Here is a 15,323-nt window from a genome sequence, read left to right as displayed (position 1 = left end):
CAGAACAGCGTCAACTGTTCGTCGTCTTCTCTTCAGTCGCCAAGCTTGTCGGCGGCGTCGGTGACGGCCTTGACCGCGGAGGTCGCGGTCTTCTTGGCGGCGGTGACGGTGGCCTTGGCGGACGACTTGGTCGCCGCGGCACGCTTGGCGGCCGGCTTCTGCGGAGGACTTGGCCGTGGTGGTGGCCTTCTTCGCGGCGGTCTTGGCCACGGGTGGTGGCCGTGGCGGTGGCCTTCTTGGCCTGCGTGGTCGTGCTCTTGGCCTTCGACACGGTGGTCTTGGCGGACTTCACGGTCGCCTTGGTCGACTCCTCGGCCACGGATCCGGCCGACGAGCGACTCGCCGCGCGTGATCAGGTCGGAGTAGGTGCCGGTGGCGACGGTGACGTTCTCCTCGACGAGGGCCCGGACCTTCGTCGGGTAGGCCTTGGCCTCGGCCCGGAGCTCGGTCACGCGGGCCTCGATCGCCTTGCGGCGGGCCTTCGCGTCGGTGGTGATCGCGTCGACGCGGGCGTTGACGACGGTCACGGCCTGCTCGCGCAGCGCCTTCGGGTTGGCGACCTTGGTCTGCACACCGGCGACGCGAGCGGTGACGTCCTTCTGGACGCCCGCGAGGCGGGTCTGGGTCTCCGAGACGAAGTCGCGGACGACCTCGACGGCGAGGTCGGTGACGCCGACGCCCGCGAGGAGCGGCTTGGTGGCTTCGGTCTTGAGGTCGAACTTGGTCTTCGCCATGTCATTTCTCCGTAGGTTGAGGTGAATCCGGTTCCTGCCCCGCGTTCAACGCGAGGAAGGACGAGTAGACGTCCAGCAGGGACTGCTTCTGGCGCTCGGTGAGGCCGACATCCGCGAGGATGGCGAGCTCGACCGAACCACCGACATGCGGTTCGGGGCTGACGATCCCGGCCCGGACATAGAGCTGTTCGGCCGAGATGCGCAGCGCCTTCGCGATCTGCTGGAGAACTTCTGCCGAGGGCCGGCGCAGACCACGTTCGATCTGGCTCAGGTAGGGGTTGCTGACGCCTACCTGTTCACTCAGCTGCCGCAGGGACAGACGCGACGCGAGTCGTTGCTCCCTGAGGAAACCCCCGAGTGAACCGACGACGGTCTTCCCGTCCTTGCCCTTGGCCATGTCGCCATCCTGCTAACAACTGTTAGCAAAATGCAAACTCGGCTCCCGTGACGGCGCTCACACACGGGAGAATCGTTGTCCTTGAGTTAGCAACGCCGACCGTGACCTAGAGTGCCACCGGCGGATCAGGGGACCGCCCATCGACCAAGAAGAGGGATCTCGTGGAGCTCAAGGATTACTGGCGCACCGTCCGACGCCGCTGGCGCGTTGTCGTCGTGTGCTTCGTGGTCACGCTGATCGGCGCCGCCCTCCTCACGTGGCAGTCGACGCCGCAGTACTCCTCCTCCACGCGCCTGTTCGTCTCCACGAGCGAGTCGGACACGAGTGCGGCGTACACGGGAAATCTCTTCGCGAGCCAGCGCGTGACGTCCTACGCCGACACGGTGACCAGCCGTCAGCTCGCGGAGGCGTCAGCGGGACCCTGCCCCCGGGCACGGATCCCGACGACCTGCGCCAGCAGGTCGAGCCACCGTCGTGCCCGAGACCGTCAACCTCGAGATCAGCGCGACCGATCCCGACCCGGCCATGGCGCGCGACATCGCGCAGGCCTATGCAGACGAGCTCACCCAGCTGATCGACGACCTCGAGACTCCCAAGGGCGGCAACAACGCGCTGATCAAGGCCACGATCGTCGATGACGCCCGGGAGTCCACCGACCCGGTCTCGCCGCAGCCGTTGCGCAACCTCGGCCTCGCGGCTGTCCTCGGGCTCCTGCTCGGCCTCGGCCCGGCGGTGGCCCGCGAGCTCCTCGACACCTCGATCACCACCAGCGACGACGTCGCCGCGGTGACCGGCGCTCCGATCCTCGGCAACATCTTCACCGACGACGCGGCCAAGCGCGCACCTCTGGAGGTGCTGCAGCAGGCCACGCCGTGGGCCGAGGCCTTCCGGGTGCTGCGCACCAACATGCAGTACGTCGAGGTCGACGAGGACCAGAAGGTCATCGTCGTCACCAGCTCGCTGCCCGGTGAGGGCAAGTCCACGGTGGCCGTCAACCTCGCCATCACCCTCTCGCTGGCCAACGAGCGCGTCGCGCTGATCGAGTGCGACCTGCGTCGCCCCCTGATCGCCGGGCGCCTCGGCCTCGACGACGCCGTCGGCACCACCAGCGTGCTCATCGGCAAGATCAGCCTCGAGGACGCCTTGCAGTCGTACGGCGACAGCGGACTACGTGTCCCGGCCTGTGGCCCGATCCCGCCGAACCCGTCCGAGCTGCTGCAGTCGCACGCGATGGAGAAGCTGCTGGCCGACCTGCGGTCCGACTTCGACGTCGTGATCCTCGACGCTCCCCCGCTGCTGCCGGTGACCGATGCCGCGCTCCTGTCCACCCGGGCCGACGGCGCCGTGGTCGTCACGCACCACGGGTCGACGACCCGCGACCAGCTGGCGCACGCGGTCGATCGGCTCGACTCCGTCGACGCCAAGGTCCCGGGGTGTCGTCATCAACAGGGCGCCGCAGCGCAAGGTCGGCAGTGCCTACGGCTATGGCTACGGATACGGCTATGGCTATGGCTACAGCGCCGACGACTCCGGCAGCTCGAAGCGCTCAGCACGCGAGGCCAAGGAGCGCGTCCGCGCCGAGATCAAGGCCGAGAAGTCCGCACGCCGCTGACGTCGTCCGGCGTGTCCTCGTCTGCCCGCGTGATGGCGACCATCGCGCTGGCGGTCTATGCCGCAGCACTGGTGATCGTGCTGCTCAACCCGTCGCCCGCGGTCGGCAACGGCTTCATCGACGGTGCCGCGTCCCTCGGACGACAGCTCGACCTCCCGACAGCGCTCGTCATGCGACCCCGGATCGAGTTCGGGCTCAACGTGTTGGCGTTCGTGCCGCTCGCGCTGCTCGCCTCGCTCCTGCGCCCGGCCGTTTCGGTGAGCACCCGGATCGCGATCGGGTTCGGCGGGTCGCTGCTCGTCGAGGCCCTGCAGACGCTGCTGCCCGACCGCCGGGCCACGCACGCCGACGTGGTGGCCAACACCCTCGGCGCAGCGCTGGGTGCGCTGCTCGCGTGGGCGCTGCGGCGCGTCCCTCGTCAGTAGCAGGCGCGGATCTCGCCGACCGGCTTCCCGCCGCCGAGCAGCGCCAGCTCCCCGGTCTTGCGTACGGCGACCGCGTCGACGCCCGCAAGGTCCAGCACGCCCGAACGTTCGAGCGCAGCGGCCATCAGCACCGGACGCACGCGCGGCGCCCCGTCGTCGGTCTTCAACGCGAACGCCCGGCCGTCCGCCAGCGCGACCGCGTAGCAGGACTCGGCACCGGCCTTGCCGATCGAGCCGGGGATCGCAGTGAGCAGCGTGAGCTCGTCGCGGGTGGTGCCGGAGACGTGGGCCGGGTGCTGACGAATGGCCGAGGCGATCTCGAAGGACGGCCCGGACGTGGCGACCGCCAGCGAACGGAAGGCGCGGGCCGGGCCGATCAGCGACGTCGAGAGCAGGGGCGCACCGCAGCCGTCGACGGCCACGACCTCGACCGGTTCGCCGGTCAGATCGGCGAAGGTCGCGGCGATCGCGACCTGCAACGGGTGCTTCGGTGAGAGGTAGTCGTCGATGGACCAGCCGTTGAGCACGCAGGTGGCGAGCATGGCGGCGTGCTTGCCCGAGCAGTTCATCTGGATCGAGCTCTTGGCGCCGCCGTCGCGGATCACGGCCTCGCGGGGCCGCGTCGTCGAGCGGGTAGTCCAGTGGGGTCTGCAGGGAGTCCTCCGACAGGCCTGCGGCGGCCGGGATCCGCCGTACGCCCTCGAGGTGGAAGGGCTCGCCGGAGTGCGAGGCGCAGGCGAGGGCGAGCAGCTCGGGCTCGAGCTTCAGGCCTGCGCGCACCATCGCGAGCGCCCGGATCGGCTTGTTGCAGGAGCGCGGCAGGACCTGCTCGTCGACCATGCCGACGGACCACTCGACCTCGCCGGTCGCGTCGAGCGCGACCACCGATCCGTAGTGGTGGCCCTCCACGAACCCCGAACGCACGATCTCGGCCACGACGACTGGGTTTGGCATGGCTGCAGGCTAGTGCCCGCGGGCTGGCAGGATTGCAGCCGTGTCGACACCCCAGCCCCGCCCCCAGCACTGCCCCACGCCCCGCGAGCTCGATGACCTCCAGCTCCTCACGACGGGCGCGCTGGCCCCGCTCACCTCGTTCAACGAGTCCGGCAGCGTGGTCACCCTCGACCTGCCCGCCGATGTCGCCGCCGCGGAATCCGTCGAGCTCGTCGATCCCGAGGGCCTGCCGCTCGCGACGCTGACGCCCGCCACGGGCGAGGTCGTCGCGCTGACGCACGCTCAGTACGGCCCCTTCCGGCGCCTGCACCTGTCCCCGCCCGGGCGCGCTGCCTACGCCGGGCGCACCGTGGTGCCGGTGACCGACGCCCTGACCGAGCCCGAGCTCGCGGAGATCGGCGCCCTCGGCCCGGTGCTCCTGCTCGCCTTCGCCGGCCACGGCACCTCACGGCTCTCCTCCGTGGCGTTGGTCCGCGCGACCCTCGCCGCCGCCGACCTGCTCGACGACGCGGCCGTTGTCGTGGTTCCCCTCGCCGACCACGGTGACCCCGAGGCCGATCACGCGCTCGGGGTTCAGGTCGCTTCGACGTACGCCGATGGCGACCCGGTGCACGCGCTGACGGACGTCGACGGGCCCTACCCCGACCCCATCGCCGCCATCGTCGAGGCGCGACCTGCCCGCGCCGGACGAGCAGGGCCCGGTGCTGTTCTTCACCGGCCTGTCGGGCAGCGGCAAGTCGACGCTGGCGCAGGCGCTGATGGACCGGGTGCTCGAGCAGGGCGTCCGCTCCGTGACGAGCCTCGACGGCGACGTCGTACGCCGCAACCTGAGCGCCGGTCTCACCTTCTCGAAGGCCGACCGCGAGACCAACATCCGTCGCATCGGCTGGGTCGCGGCCGAGATCTCGCGCCACGGCGGGCTCGCCGTGTGCAGCCCGATCGCGCCCTTCGACGAGACGCGCAAGCAGGTGCGGGCGATGGTCGAGGAGGCGGGCGGCGCGTTCTTCCTCGTGCACGTCGCCACCCCGCTCGAGGAGTGCGAGCGCCGAGACCGCAAGGGGCTCTACGCGAAGGCCCGCCGCGGCGAGATCCCGGAGTTCACCGGCATCTCGTCGCCATACGAGGAGCCCGAGGACGCCGCCGTGCGCGTCGACACCACCGGTCGCACGATCGAGGCCGCGCTCGACGCCGTGATCGAGGCGCTCGCGGAGTCCGGCCACCTCGACCTGCGCGCTCCCATCCGCCGGTTGAGCAGCGACGAGCGCAGCGAGGAGCGTGTCGAAACCAAGGCCCCCCTCACCGTCCTCTTCGTGTGTACGGCGAACATCTGCCGCTCGGCCTACATGGAGATCCGCGCCCGCCAGTTCGCGAGGGCGGACGCCCGAGTGCGCTTCGTCAGCGCCGGGACGCACGGCTTCACCGACCACGCGATGGACGACGTGATGGCGGGCACCCTCGAGCAGCCCGACGACGACTTCCGCAGCCAGCGCCTGACCGGGCAGCTGGTCGAGGATGCCGACGTCATCCTCACCGCGGAGTCGACCCACCGCGCGCACATCCTCGAGGAGTTCCCGCAGGCGATCCGCAAGGTCTTCACCCTCGGCCAGTTCGCGGCCAGCGCACGCGAGGCCGGCGGCCTGCGTGGGCGCAAGCTCATCGAGGCGGCCGGCCAGCGGCGTACAGCCGCAGATCCTGCCCCGGACGTCGCCGATCCCTACCGGCGCGGGGATTCGGCAGCCGACACGGCAGCGGGCACAATCTCGACTATGTTGAGCGTGATTGTTCCTGTGCTGACCGAGGAGGACTGATGGCGGACCTTCTCACCGTCACCGCACTGTCGATCCCGGCGGCCGGCTTCTTCGTCGGCATCGTCGTCGGCCTGACCGGCATGGGCGGCGGCGCGCTGATGACCCCCGCGCTGATCTTCCTCGGCGTCGGTGAAGCGGCGACCGTGGTGACCGCCGACCTGACGGCTGCGGCGGTCTACAAGACCGGCGGCGCGATCGTGCACAAGCGCGAGGGCTCGCCCAACATGCAGCTGGCCAAGTGGCTGATCCTCGGCTCCGTGCCGATGGCGCTGCTCGGGCCGCACCTGATCAACTGGTTCGCCGACCCGGAGGACCTCGACGAGACCCTCAAGCTCTGCATCGGCTTCGCCCTGCTCTTCGCCGCGGCCACCTACGCCCTGCGGCTCTACATCAACCTCAAGCGTGTCCGCGGCGACGGCGAGCAGGCAGACCCCAACCCGCCGATCCGCCCGATCCCCACGCTGCTCGTCGGCGCCCTCGGCGGACTCCTCGTCGGCATCACCAGCGTCGGCTCCGGCTCGGTGATCATGATCGCGCTGCTGATGCTCTACCCCGGGCTCTCCGCCGTGAAGCTCGTCGGCACCGACCTCGTCCGAGGCGGTGCCGCTCGTGATGGCGGCCGCGATCTCCAACATCGCCCTGCACGGCCTCGACTGGGGCGTGCTCATCCCGCTCGTCGTCGGCTCCGTCCCCGGCACGCTCCTCGGCTCCAAGATCGCGCCCAAGGTGCCGCAGTCGATCATCCGCCGCGGCATCGTCGTCGTGCTCACCATGAGCGGCGTCGCGCTGCTCGACAAGGCCGGATGGGCGCCGCTGGGCGCCGGTGCGGACGAGACCCACCCGATGCTGATCGCGGGCGTCGGCCTCTTCGTCGTGGTCGTGCTCCCGATCGTCTGGGGCTTCCTGCGCAAGGGCCGGGGGTTGCCGATGTTCGGCTCGCCCACTATCGCCCAGCTTGAGGATCCGAACTTCACCCCCGGGCTCGTCGGGATGAAGCGCAAGGACTGAGGGGCCAATCCGGCTCTTCCTCCGCGGCCGGGCGCGGCGTGTCGCTCTCGCCGTACGGCGTGTTGCCGGTCTTCGACCGCAGTTGCGGCCCCCTGTGGAGAACCGTTCGCGCGATCGCCCACGCTTGGCGAGACTCGCGGCATGGACGCCGTCGCCGCACTCACCCAGCTCGGTGGGATCGCGTCCACGACTGAGCTTGTCGGGCTGACCAGCCGCAAGCGGGTTCGTCACGCGGTGGCGGCCGGGCGGATCGTGCACGTGGCGCGCTCCCCGCTACGCGCTGCCCGCCGCGGACGAGGCGCGGGCGGTCGCCGTGGCCAACAACGGCCACCTGCGGTTGCTGTCGGCGGCGGCGCACTGGGGGTGGAAGGTGAAGTGGTCGGCGCAGTGGCCGCAGATCCGAGTCGCGACAAAGCCAACCGAGTTTGTCGATGCGTCGTTGACCGTGGGCGCACTGCCCCGCGCCGACCTCGACGGCTGGGCCACGTCGCGCGTGCGCACGGTCCCGGACTGCGCGGCCGAGCTGTCGTTCGACGAAGCGCTCTCGGTGGCCGACTCGGCGCTACGGAGCGGTGAGGTGTCGCGCGAGGACCTCGAGGCGGTTCGACCTGCGGATGCAGCCGTGCGCCGGGTGATCGAGCACGCCTCCCCACTCGCCGCGAACCCGTTCGAGTCGGTGCTCCGCGCGATCCTGATTCAGGCCGGGATCTCCGTGGTGCCGCAGTGGGCGACCACCATCGACGGCATCACCTACCACCCCGATCTCGCCGACCCCTTCAACGGCATTGCGATCGAGGCCAACTCGTTTGCTCATCACGCCGAGAAGCAGGACCACGACGACGACTGCCTCCGCTACAACGCCCCGGTCACCGGCGGCTGGATCGTGCTGCGGTTCACCCGGGACCAGGTCATGTTCAAGCCGGGCGACGTGATTGCCACCGTCCGTGCCGCGCCTGTGCTGCGAGGCTGCGTGAGGCTGCGTGAGGGCCGCCTCCGAGAGCAATCCGCGGTCAGGCACGGCGTGTCGCTCTCGCCGTACGCGTGTCGCGGGCCATGCACCGTCAAAGCGGCCCCCTCAAGGCAGCCCGAGGAAGTCCCGGCTCGCCGCGTCTTCCCAAGTGTCGGTGATCGCGACGTAGTCACGATCGGAGCCAGCGTCGGCGTAGGCACGACGCACGGCCTCAAAGCGCTTGCGCCGAGCGTGCTCGTGGATGGCGAGCTCGAGGAATTCCGACGACCGTCAGACCCGCGGCGCGGGCGGAGCGCATGACAGAGTCACGCAGGTCCTTTGACACCTCGATCGTCGTCATCTCGGTCATGCGCTTGAGTATGCCAATCGGGCTACTTCTCCCTCAAGACAACCCGAGCAGCACCCGGCACTCGGCGGGCGTCATGGGCGTCCGCTGGGCCATCCGCCCGAGCGAGGCGGCGCGAGACACGAGCTGCGCGTTGGACTCCACGGGCACACCGCGGCTGATGGTCAGCACGTCCTCCATGCCCACGCGCAGGTGGCCGCCCATGGCGAGCGACGCCATGGCGACGGACAGCGTGGAGCGCCCGATGCCGGTGGCCGCCCACGAGGTCACCTCGGGGGGCAGTGCGGCGACGGAGGCGACCAGCGCGGGCGCCGTGCCCGGGCATGCCGCCCGGCACGCCCATCACGAAGTCGACGTGGGCGCGACCGGACGGGGGCGGCCCATAGAGCGAGAACAGCCGCCCGAGCGCGTGCACCTGCCCGAGGTCGAAGAGCTCGAACTCGGGGGCAATCCCCCGAGAGAGCGCGAGCTGGTAGAGCTCCTTCACGAACGGCCGGGGGTTCAGGAAGACGTCGTCGCCGAAGTTCGTCGTGCCCATGGTCAGGCTGCACGAGTCGGGCGCGGCGTCGAGCACCTTGAGCCGTTCGTCGAGCGGGTCGTGGACCGACCCGCCGGTGGAGAGCTGCACGACGAGCGAGGACGACGAGCGGACGGCCGCCACCCACTCCTTCAGGAGGGGCAGCTCCAGCGTCGGCGAGTGCGACGCGTCGCGCACGTGGATGTGGATCATGGCGGCACCGGCCGCCTCGCACTCGGCGGCGGTCTGGGCGAGCTCCTCGGGGGTGGTGGGGAGCTGCGGACAGTCGGCCTTGGTGGTTTCGGCGCCGGTGGGCGCGACGGTGATCAGGAGTGGAGCAGACATGAGCGGCATCCTTGCACCATGCGAGCAGTGGTTCAGCGGGTCCTGACAGCCAGCGTGTCCGTCGACGGTGAGGTCGTCGGGGCGATCACCAGCCCCGGCCTGCTCGTCTACCTCGGCATCACCCACACCGACACGCACGAAGACGTCGCTCCGGATGGCGCGCAAGATCCGCGACGTCCGGATCCTCCGCGACGAGCAGTCCGCCAGCGACGTCGACGCACCGATCCTCGTGGTCAGTCAGTTCACGTTGTACGGCGAGCGCGCAAGGGCCGCAGGCCCACTGGGAACGCCGCCGCTCCGAGCGGGATCAGCGAGCCGATGTACGTCGCTGTCTGCGCCGAGCTCGAACGGTTGGGCAGCATCGTGGCGCGCGGGGTGTTCGGCGCCGACATGCAGGTCGCGTCGGTCAACGACGGCCCCATCACCCTCATTCTCGAGCCCACTCCGTCCGACGGTTGAGGAAGGCGCTCTGGCGCCTGTCTCGAAACCCACCGGCGGGGCCGACCTGCCCTATTCGACCCGGAGAGTGCTACCGAGGCGATTGCTGGGAGAGGGAGGCAGAGGTAAATTTGGATGTCCGAAAAGCGCTCCACTCGTGATCTGACCCCCGACCATGCAGCACGCCGTCCTCGCCACCCCGCACGACGAAACCTTCTTCGCCGTCGCAGCGTTTCTTGCGCTACTCGAACGAGAGGACTCGGGCTCTCTACGAGATTGACTTGCGCATCTTCAACTCGTGGTGCCGCGAGCGCCACCTACGACCTCTTGTAGACGTGGAGCGAGTCCACATCGAACTGTTCGGTCGTTGGCTGGAGGTCGAGCGTGGAAATGGCCCCGCCACGGTCGCTCACCGACTCAACGTGATCCAAAATTTCTACTCCGTGTGTGAAATGGACGGAGTCGTCCAGAAGTCGCCAGCCACACACGTTCGACTTCCCGGGGTCTGGCGCGACGAGACGAAGACGCTCGGGCTCGATCGTCTTGAGCTTGGAGCGTTCATTGCCCGAGCCAGAGCGCACAGCGACCCGAATCGATGGGCGCTCTCCGTTCTGCTCGGCTTGCTCGGGCTACGCGTATCCGAGGCATGCGGCGTCAACATCGAGGACTATGCGCACCAACAGCAGGGTCATCGCGTCCTACGACTTGTTGGCAAGGGCGGCAAGCCGGCAACCATGCCGCTCCCGGTTCCTGTGCTCCGCGCGCTGGATGCCGCGGCAGCAGACCGGACAACTGGTCCGCTCCTGCTTCGGTACGACGGCTCGCGACTGGATCGTCGCACCGCAGACAGGTGGGTGAAGTCCTTGGCCAAGAGCGCTGGTATCAGCAAGCGCATCAGCCCTCACTCCTTGCGACACGCGATGGTGACCAACGCCCTCGACGCCGGAGTGCCACTGCGCGACGTCCAGATCGCTGCCCGACACGCTGACCCACGCACCACAGCCGGGTACGACCGGAACCGTCACGACCCGGACCGCCATGCGGTTCATGTGCTCGCGGCCTACATCGTGGGCGGTTCGTGAGTCCTGCGGACGGATGAAGTGTCCGCGTGGGGCTTACGGCCACGTTTGCCACAGCATGTGTGGGCAGGCCGCGTCGGTCAACGACGTGGCCGGGGGCACCGAGATCGACGTGGCGGAGTTCCTCGGGGACGACGGAGGCACCACGGACCGCATCGGCGCCTTCCTGCACTACTACGCCGCCGACAGCTCCATCGTCGCCCTCGGCGGGCTGATGCCCGCGATGGCTGCCCTGAAGCCGCCCGGCGACACGTGGTGGGACAGCTTCCACGTGTTCTCGGTGGCCCGGACGCCGACGGAGTACGTCTTCCGGGTCGACGGCCGCGAGTTCTTCCGCGAGGCGCGAGCCATCTCGAGGACCCCGCAGTGGCTCACCCTGAGCGCCACCGCCTCGGACTACGAACTGGCCGACGTCACCCCGGAGAACATCGACGAGGAGACGCAGGTCGACTGGGTCCGCGTCTGGACGTTGTAGGCGCCGACTCGACCTTTCGAGTGCACCATCCCCGCCCGCAATGACGCGGGCATGTGAACTCGCATACCCCCCCGGAATCGACAGCCGTGCGGGCAGAGCGGGAACTCTGCCCGGTGCAACGTGTCGGAAGGATCAGCGCGGGTACCGGTGGGCTCGTGGTGATTCTGGCGGGCTGGGCGCGGGACTGGTCGGTCGCACCGGAGAGTCAGAGGCGCATCTTGCCGCGCTCTCCGTCCGCCCACTGGGTCAGCAGCGCAGCCGACCTTGTAGGAAAGCACCCAAATAGCGGCATGACCCGGGGATAGGCCAGCCCTACGGTCGAAAGGAGGTTCTAGCCCTATCTGTGCTTGCAGGCAGCAAGGAGTGAACGATGGCAACCGTCGGCCCCGTAACCCTTTCGATTTTGCCCGCGCCCCCGGACCAAGTCGTTGTACAAGTGTCCTATGAAATCATCGGCGGTGGGGACGACATCGCCTCCGGCCAGCCCTACCGCGAGGTGGTGGAACTGATCGGCGTGGACAAGGGACAGCCCGGTGAAGACGGGGTCGATGACGTCATCGACGTGATCGAGGAAGAGACGTGGATCTTTGATGGCACCCATGTTTCTGTCCAGCGCCAGCCGCAAAGTTCTACCCAACCGCCGCACTTGACGAGGACCCCCATCCGTTTTTCCCCGCGCCGATGAGATTCGCGTCCGGGTTACGTTGATGCCCGTGGCGATCGGTGAGAGCAATGTCGTCCGACGCGAAGAGGTCCTCGCGCCCAATTGATTCAGCTCAGGCCAAGGCCGCTTTTGATCAGGATTCGGCCGCGCCACCGACCGCATCGGCGCTTTCCTGCACTACTACGCCGCCGACAGCTCCATCGTCGCCCTCGGCGGCCTCATGCCTGCGATGGCTGCCCTGAAGCCGCCCGGCGACACGTGGTAGGACAGCTTCCAGTGTTCTCCGTGGCCCGGACGCCAACTGAGTACGTCTTCCGGGTCGACGGCCGCGAGTTCTTCCGCGAGGCGCGAGCCATCTCGCGGACCCCGCAGTGGCTGACGCTGAGCGCCACCGCGTCGGACTACGAACTCGAGGACGTCACCCCGGAGAACGTCGACGAGGAGACGCAGGTCGACTGCGTCCGCGTGTGGACGTTGTAGGGGCCGACACGGATCCGCTCACGTGGGCCTTCGATGACTTGCAGGGCACCTGCATTTGCTACTAGCGCGCTCGACTACGTCGATCTCAGGGGGCAGATCCGCCGTGTCCAAATACCCCGCGCTGCCGAATAGCTGTATCGTAACCAGCAGAGGCCGCCGCCCAGAGCCTCGGAGCGATCCTTCAGCAAGACCCCTTCGGCTCCCGGGCGGCGGCCCCTTGTCTTTGTCAGCCGCGCAGGCGCTCAGCCAGCGCAAGCACGAAGTCGCGCTGCTCCCGGTCGAGGGACTTCATGTCCGCGGCGGTGAGCCGGACGCTCATGTTGAACGACACGATTGCATCGAGGTCTCCGGGCGACACAGCAGCCGCCGACGTCGTGCTCGGCTCAGCTTTGGGCACAACCTCGTCGCCATCGACCGATGGCACGCCCTCGGTCTCGTCGAAGTTGTTGTTGGTGACGCCCTCGACGGTGTTGTCCTCACGTTGCACTTCTGCGCCGCCCTCAGTGGTCACCCGAAGCCTGATCTGGTCGCCCTCGCGGACGATGAGTCCAACCCATTCCAGCCACTCGACGATGGTCTCGAGTTGGTCGGTGTGGCTGGACGCTCCGGCGGCCTTGGCGAGTTCGAGGATGGCCAACTTGATGCTGATCGGGTGGCCGCTGGCGAGCATGGGCTCAAGCGTCTCCCAGAACCAACTGCTGCAGACCTCGTCCCGCATCTTCTTGGTTGCCTCGTGCTGCGCGTCCGGGTCGATGGTGATGTGCTGGTGGTATGCCAGCACGCCGGCGCTGGCGGTGTACTCGCCACGGCCGACCGACTCGAACCAGTTGGCGGAGCGGAAGAACCGGCTGTTGAGGCCACCGGTTCCGCTGCCGAGGTTGATCGCCGCAGACATCGCCTGAGCGGTGCTGCCGCGGCGGTTATTGCCGCTGGTTGCAGGCCACGGCCCGGAGGACCTTGACCTGATTTTTCGAACTTGAGGCGGTCCGTGGGGGAGCGCCTTCTCGGCGCGCGCACGTGCCTCGCGCTTGGAGTTGCCGCTGCTGCCCGAGGGTGGCACGGGCGGGGTGCCGTTGCCGTTGTCGACGGTCTCGGAGCCGGCCTCGAAGCGGGCGCTGTCGTTGTTGACTGGGTGCAGGTGGGATTGAGTCATTGAAATGACCTCTCGCGGATCAGGTGGTGTTGACGCTCCTGACCGGGATTGGTTGGGAGCGATCCTTCAGCGCTCCGCAGCCTACACCTCTTCGCACGATTCACCGCACAACTCGGATCGCACATGCGGTTATGTCGCTGACGGCCCAGATCGGACACCTGTTCGAAGTTGGATCAAAATTCCCTGCATCCACGCACCACCAACCCATGCGTCACCGCCGAGTCGCAGCCGGCGGCGCACGAGTGGACCTACATATGCGGCGCAAACTGCGGCAGCGCGGGTCGGATTCGAGCCTCGGTCGTCCCGGATCGCACCGGAAGGGCTACAAAGGATCAGGAGCAGTGCCGATCGCGCCGCGATCGTCCAAGTGCAGCTGAACGTCAGCTCGCACCGCTCGTGGCTCGTGCCCCCGGGCCGGCACCGCTGACCGGGCCCGTACAAGCAACAAGCGGCGGGCGCATCGGTCGAGTCCACGGTCGTGGTGGATGAAGGGGCCACCGCGTGATCCGGTGGCTGCACTTTAGGCAGTGAGTGCAGCGGGTGTCAGGTCCTCCTGTTCGGTGGTGGTCTCGTCGGTGTTGATCAGGGCGATGCGGGAGCGGGCGAGGACGTCGAGTCCGAGGTAGCGGCGGCCTTCGATCCAGTCGTCGTGCTGCTCGGCGAGGACGGCTCCGATGAGCCGGATCGCGGAAGTGCGGTCAGGGGAAGATCCCGACGACGTCGGTGCGGCGGCGGATCTCGCGGTTGAGTCTCTCGTTGGGATTGTTGGACCAGATCTGGCGCCAGATCTCCTTCGGGAACGCGGTGAACGCGAGGATGTCGGCACGGGCTTCGTCGAGGTGGTCGTGGACCTCGGGCAGCTTGTCGGCCACGGTGTCGAGCAGCTTGTCGAACTGGGCGTGCACGGCCTTCGCGTCGGGCTGGTCGTAAACGCTATGCAGCATCGCCTTCACTCCCGGCCGGGCGTGCTTGGGACAGACCGCCATCAGGTTCGCGGCGTAGTGGGTGCGACAACGCTGCCGGGACGCACCGCCCATCGTGGCGCCGACGGCCGCGACGAGCCCCGCGTGAGCGTCTGAGGTGACGAGCTTGACCCCGGTCAGGCTGCGGGCGCGTCGAGCTCCTTGGCCATCACGCTGACTTGAGACTTCGACAACCTGGTGATCCCGAGGGTCTCGACGAGCTTCTCCATCCGCCGCGTCGAGACACCCAGCAGGTAGCAGGTCGCGACCACCGTGGTCAGCGCCCGCTCGGCTCGCCGACGCCGCTCGAGCAGCCAGTCCGGGTAGTACGAGCCCTCACGCAACTTCGGGATCGCGACCTCCATCGTGCCGGTCCGGGTGTCGAAGTCCCGGGTCCGGTAGCCGTTGCGGGAATTGGTCCGCTCCGGACTCCGCTCGCCATACGGGGCTCCGCAGATCGCGTCGGCCTCGGCCGACATCAACGCCTGCACGAACGTCGAGAGCATCGTGCGGAGCAGGTCAGGCTCGGCACGCTGCAGGTGCTCGGCCATGAACGCGGGCAGGTCAATAGAGTTGGGATCGACGGTCATCGTGTGGTTCTCCTTCAGTCGTGCTTTCGCAGGTCTTCTGAAGGATCACGCGGTGGCCGTCGCTGTCAGGACGCCACGCTCAGGACGGGCCCGTCGTACACCACGCCCGTGGACTCAACTGGCGCATCGAACTGCGGCCCGGATGGCGGTGGCTGCGTGCTCATCGAGCATGGGACGACGCCGGGAAGTTCCGCCCGCCGTCGAGGTGACTCCAGTTCAGCTTGAAAGCCGAACACCTCCCCGTAAGCACGAGTGGCCCGACCTACCCCGAAGCCGCGACACCGGCACGCCGTCTGAGTGGCCATCCCGTCACTCGTCGGCTAGGCACGGACCACTAACACGCCTACCTAGACCTCCGCGGTGGGC

General features: G+C 68.5%; 14 protein-coding genes and 4 pseudogenes. 11 read left to right on the top strand and 7 right to left on the bottom strand.

All coding sequences use genetic code 11. From position 1 onward, the window contains the following. Window positions 1-32: 32 nt before the first annotated feature. Together LP418_RS15255 and LP418_RS15250 are read right to left on the bottom strand one after the other, a co-directional pair. Complete coding sequence (locus LP418_RS15255; protein WP_257952710.1) at window positions 33-734, bottom strand: hypothetical protein; 702 nt, start codon at window positions 732-734, stop codon at window positions 33-35. A gap of 1 nt (window position 735) precedes the next feature. After that, window positions 736-1,131, bottom strand: coding sequence for a helix-turn-helix domain-containing protein (locus LP418_RS15250; protein WP_257952709.1), 396 nt, complete (start codon window positions 1,129-1,131; stop codon window positions 736-738). Between the two features lie 161 nt (window positions 1,132-1,292). Here LP418_RS15250 and LP418_RS15245 point away from each other — a divergent pair, with 161 nt between their 5' ends. Together LP418_RS15245 and LP418_RS15240 are read left to right on the top strand one after the other, a co-directional pair. Further along, the gene (locus LP418_RS15245; RefSeq protein WP_257952708.1) at window positions 1,293-1,769 is read left to right on the top strand and encodes a Wzz/FepE/Etk N-terminal domain-containing protein; all 477 of its coding nucleotides are present in this window, start codon (window positions 1,293-1,295) and stop codon (window positions 1,767-1,769) included. Next, window positions 1,657-3,168, top strand: a complete 1,512-nt coding sequence (locus LP418_RS15240; RefSeq protein WP_257957055.1) for a polysaccharide biosynthesis tyrosine autokinase — start codon at window positions 1,657-1,659, stop codon at window positions 3,166-3,168. Before LP418_RS15245 ends, LP418_RS15240 begins: the two co-directional genes overlap by 113 nt. Here LP418_RS15240 and LP418_RS15235 read toward each other — a convergent pair. Further along, a pseudogene (locus LP418_RS15235) lies at window positions 3,162-4,122 on the bottom strand (asparaginase). The gene LP418_RS15240 and the pseudogene LP418_RS15235 sit on opposite strands and share 7 nt — an antisense overlap. A gap of 445 nt (window positions 4,123-4,567) precedes the next feature. After that, window positions 4,568-4,837: a hypothetical protein gene (locus LP418_RS15230; protein ID WP_257952707.1), complete on the bottom strand. Its 270-nt coding sequence runs from the start codon at window positions 4,835-4,837 to the stop codon at window positions 4,568-4,570. On the opposite strand from LP418_RS15230, the gene cysC reads away from it, so the two are divergent. The 4 genes and pseudogenes from cysC (at window position 4,824) to LP418_RS15210 (ending at window position 8,208) form a co-directional block, all read left to right on the top strand. After that, the gene (gene cysC / locus LP418_RS15225) at window positions 4,824-5,930 is read left to right on the top strand and encodes an adenylyl-sulfate kinase (RefSeq protein WP_257952706.1); all 1,107 of its coding nucleotides are present in this window, start codon (window positions 4,824-4,826) and stop codon (window positions 5,928-5,930) included. The genes LP418_RS15230 and cysC overlap by 14 nt on opposite strands. Beyond that, a pseudogene (locus LP418_RS15220) lies at window positions 5,930-6,463 on the top strand (sulfite exporter TauE/SafE family protein); the annotation flags it as partial. The gene cysC and the pseudogene LP418_RS15220, both read left to right, overlap by 1 nt. A 79-nt stretch (window positions 6,464-6,542) precedes the next feature. Next, window positions 6,543-6,938 carry a sulfite exporter TauE/SafE family protein gene (locus LP418_RS15215; RefSeq protein WP_257952705.1) on the top strand — a complete coding sequence of 132 codons (396 nt, stop codon included), beginning with the start codon at window positions 6,543-6,545 and terminating at the stop codon, window positions 6,936-6,938. 313 nt (window positions 6,939-7,251) lie between these two features. Next, complete coding sequence (locus tag LP418_RS15210; protein ID WP_257952704.1) at window positions 7,252-8,208, top strand: hypothetical protein; 957 nt, start codon at window positions 7,252-7,254, stop codon at window positions 8,206-8,208. A 71-nt stretch (window positions 8,209-8,279) separates the two neighbouring features. Here LP418_RS15210 and LP418_RS33545 read toward each other — a convergent pair whose 3' ends face one another. Beyond that, complete coding sequence (locus LP418_RS33545; RefSeq protein ID WP_442939920.1) at window positions 8,280-9,116, bottom strand: 3-keto-5-aminohexanoate cleavage protein; 837 nt, start codon at window positions 9,114-9,116, stop codon at window positions 8,280-8,282. 18 nt (window positions 9,117-9,134) lie between these two features. Between LP418_RS33545 and dtd the strand changes: the two are divergent. The 5 genes and pseudogenes from dtd (at window position 9,135) to LP418_RS15175 (ending at window position 12,252) form a co-directional block, all read left to right on the top strand. Next, a pseudogene (gene dtd / locus LP418_RS15195) lies at window positions 9,135-9,575 on the top strand (D-aminoacyl-tRNA deacylase). Window positions 9,576-9,835: 260 nt separating this feature from the next. Beyond that, the gene (locus tag LP418_RS15190; protein WP_336275729.1) at window positions 9,836-10,636 is read left to right on the top strand and encodes a tyrosine-type recombinase/integrase; all 801 of its coding nucleotides are present in this window, start codon (window positions 9,836-9,838) and stop codon (window positions 10,634-10,636) included. Window positions 10,637-10,721: 85 nt separating this feature from the next. Then, the gene (locus LP418_RS15185; protein WP_257952702.1) at window positions 10,722-11,108 is read left to right on the top strand and encodes a glycoside hydrolase family 16 protein; all 387 of its coding nucleotides are present in this window, start codon (window positions 10,722-10,724) and stop codon (window positions 11,106-11,108) included. A 370-nt stretch (window positions 11,109-11,478) separates the two neighbouring features. Beyond that, window positions 11,479-11,793, top strand: coding sequence for a hypothetical protein (locus LP418_RS15180; RefSeq protein ID WP_257952701.1), 315 nt, complete (start codon window positions 11,479-11,481; stop codon window positions 11,791-11,793). 255 nt (window positions 11,794-12,048) lie between these two features. Beyond that, window positions 12,049-12,252 (top strand): hypothetical protein, encoded by a 204-nt coding sequence (locus LP418_RS15175; protein ID WP_257952700.1) that lies wholly within the window; start codon window positions 12,049-12,051, stop codon window positions 12,250-12,252. A 226-nt stretch (window positions 12,253-12,478) separates the two neighbouring features. Here LP418_RS15175 and LP418_RS15170 read toward each other — a convergent pair whose 3' ends face one another. Together LP418_RS15170 and LP418_RS15165 are read right to left on the bottom strand one after the other, a co-directional pair. Further along, entirely contained in the window at window positions 12,479-13,405 is a 927-nt protein-coding gene (locus tag LP418_RS15170) for a hypothetical protein (protein ID WP_257952699.1), read from the bottom strand. A gap of 520 nt (window positions 13,406-13,925) precedes the next feature. Beyond that, window positions 13,926-14,957 (bottom strand): annotated as a pseudogene (locus LP418_RS15165) (transposase). Between the last annotated feature and the right edge of the window lie 366 nt (window positions 14,958-15,323).

Origin of the sequence: Nocardioides sp. B-3, assembly GCF_024703895.1 — a bacterium.
GTDB lineage: Bacteria > Actinomycetota > Actinomycetes > Propionibacteriales > Nocardioidaceae > Nocardioides.
This window is presented reverse-complemented; position numbering and strand designations above follow the sequence as displayed.

Bases quoted from the DNA above. Each gene is read 5' to 3' on its own strand.
- LP418_RS15255 (WP_257952710.1), bottom strand. From the start codon at position 734: ATGGCGAAGACCAAGTTCGACCTCAAGACCGAAGCCACCAAGCCGCTC.
- LP418_RS15250 (WP_257952709.1), bottom strand. From the start codon at position 1,131: ATGGCCAAGGGCAAGGACGGGAAGACCGTCGTCGGTTCACTCGGGGGT.
- LP418_RS15240 (WP_257957055.1), top strand. From the start codon at position 1,657: ATGGCGCGCGACATCGCGCAGGCCTATGCAGACGAGCTCACCCAGCTG.
- LP418_RS15215 (WP_257952705.1), top strand. From the start codon at position 6,543: ATGGCGGCCGCGATCTCCAACATCGCCCTGCACGGCCTCGACTGGGGC.
- LP418_RS33545 (WP_442939920.1), bottom strand. From the start codon at position 9,116: ATGTCTGCTCCACTCCTGATCACCGTCGCGCCCACCGGCGCCGAAACC.
- LP418_RS15180 (WP_257952701.1), top strand. From the start codon at position 11,479: ATGGCAACCGTCGGCCCCGTAACCCTTTCGATTTTGCCCGCGCCCCCG.
- LP418_RS15170 (WP_257952699.1), bottom strand. From the start codon at position 13,405: ATGACTCAATCCCACCTGCACCCAGTCAACAACGACAGCGCCCGCTTC.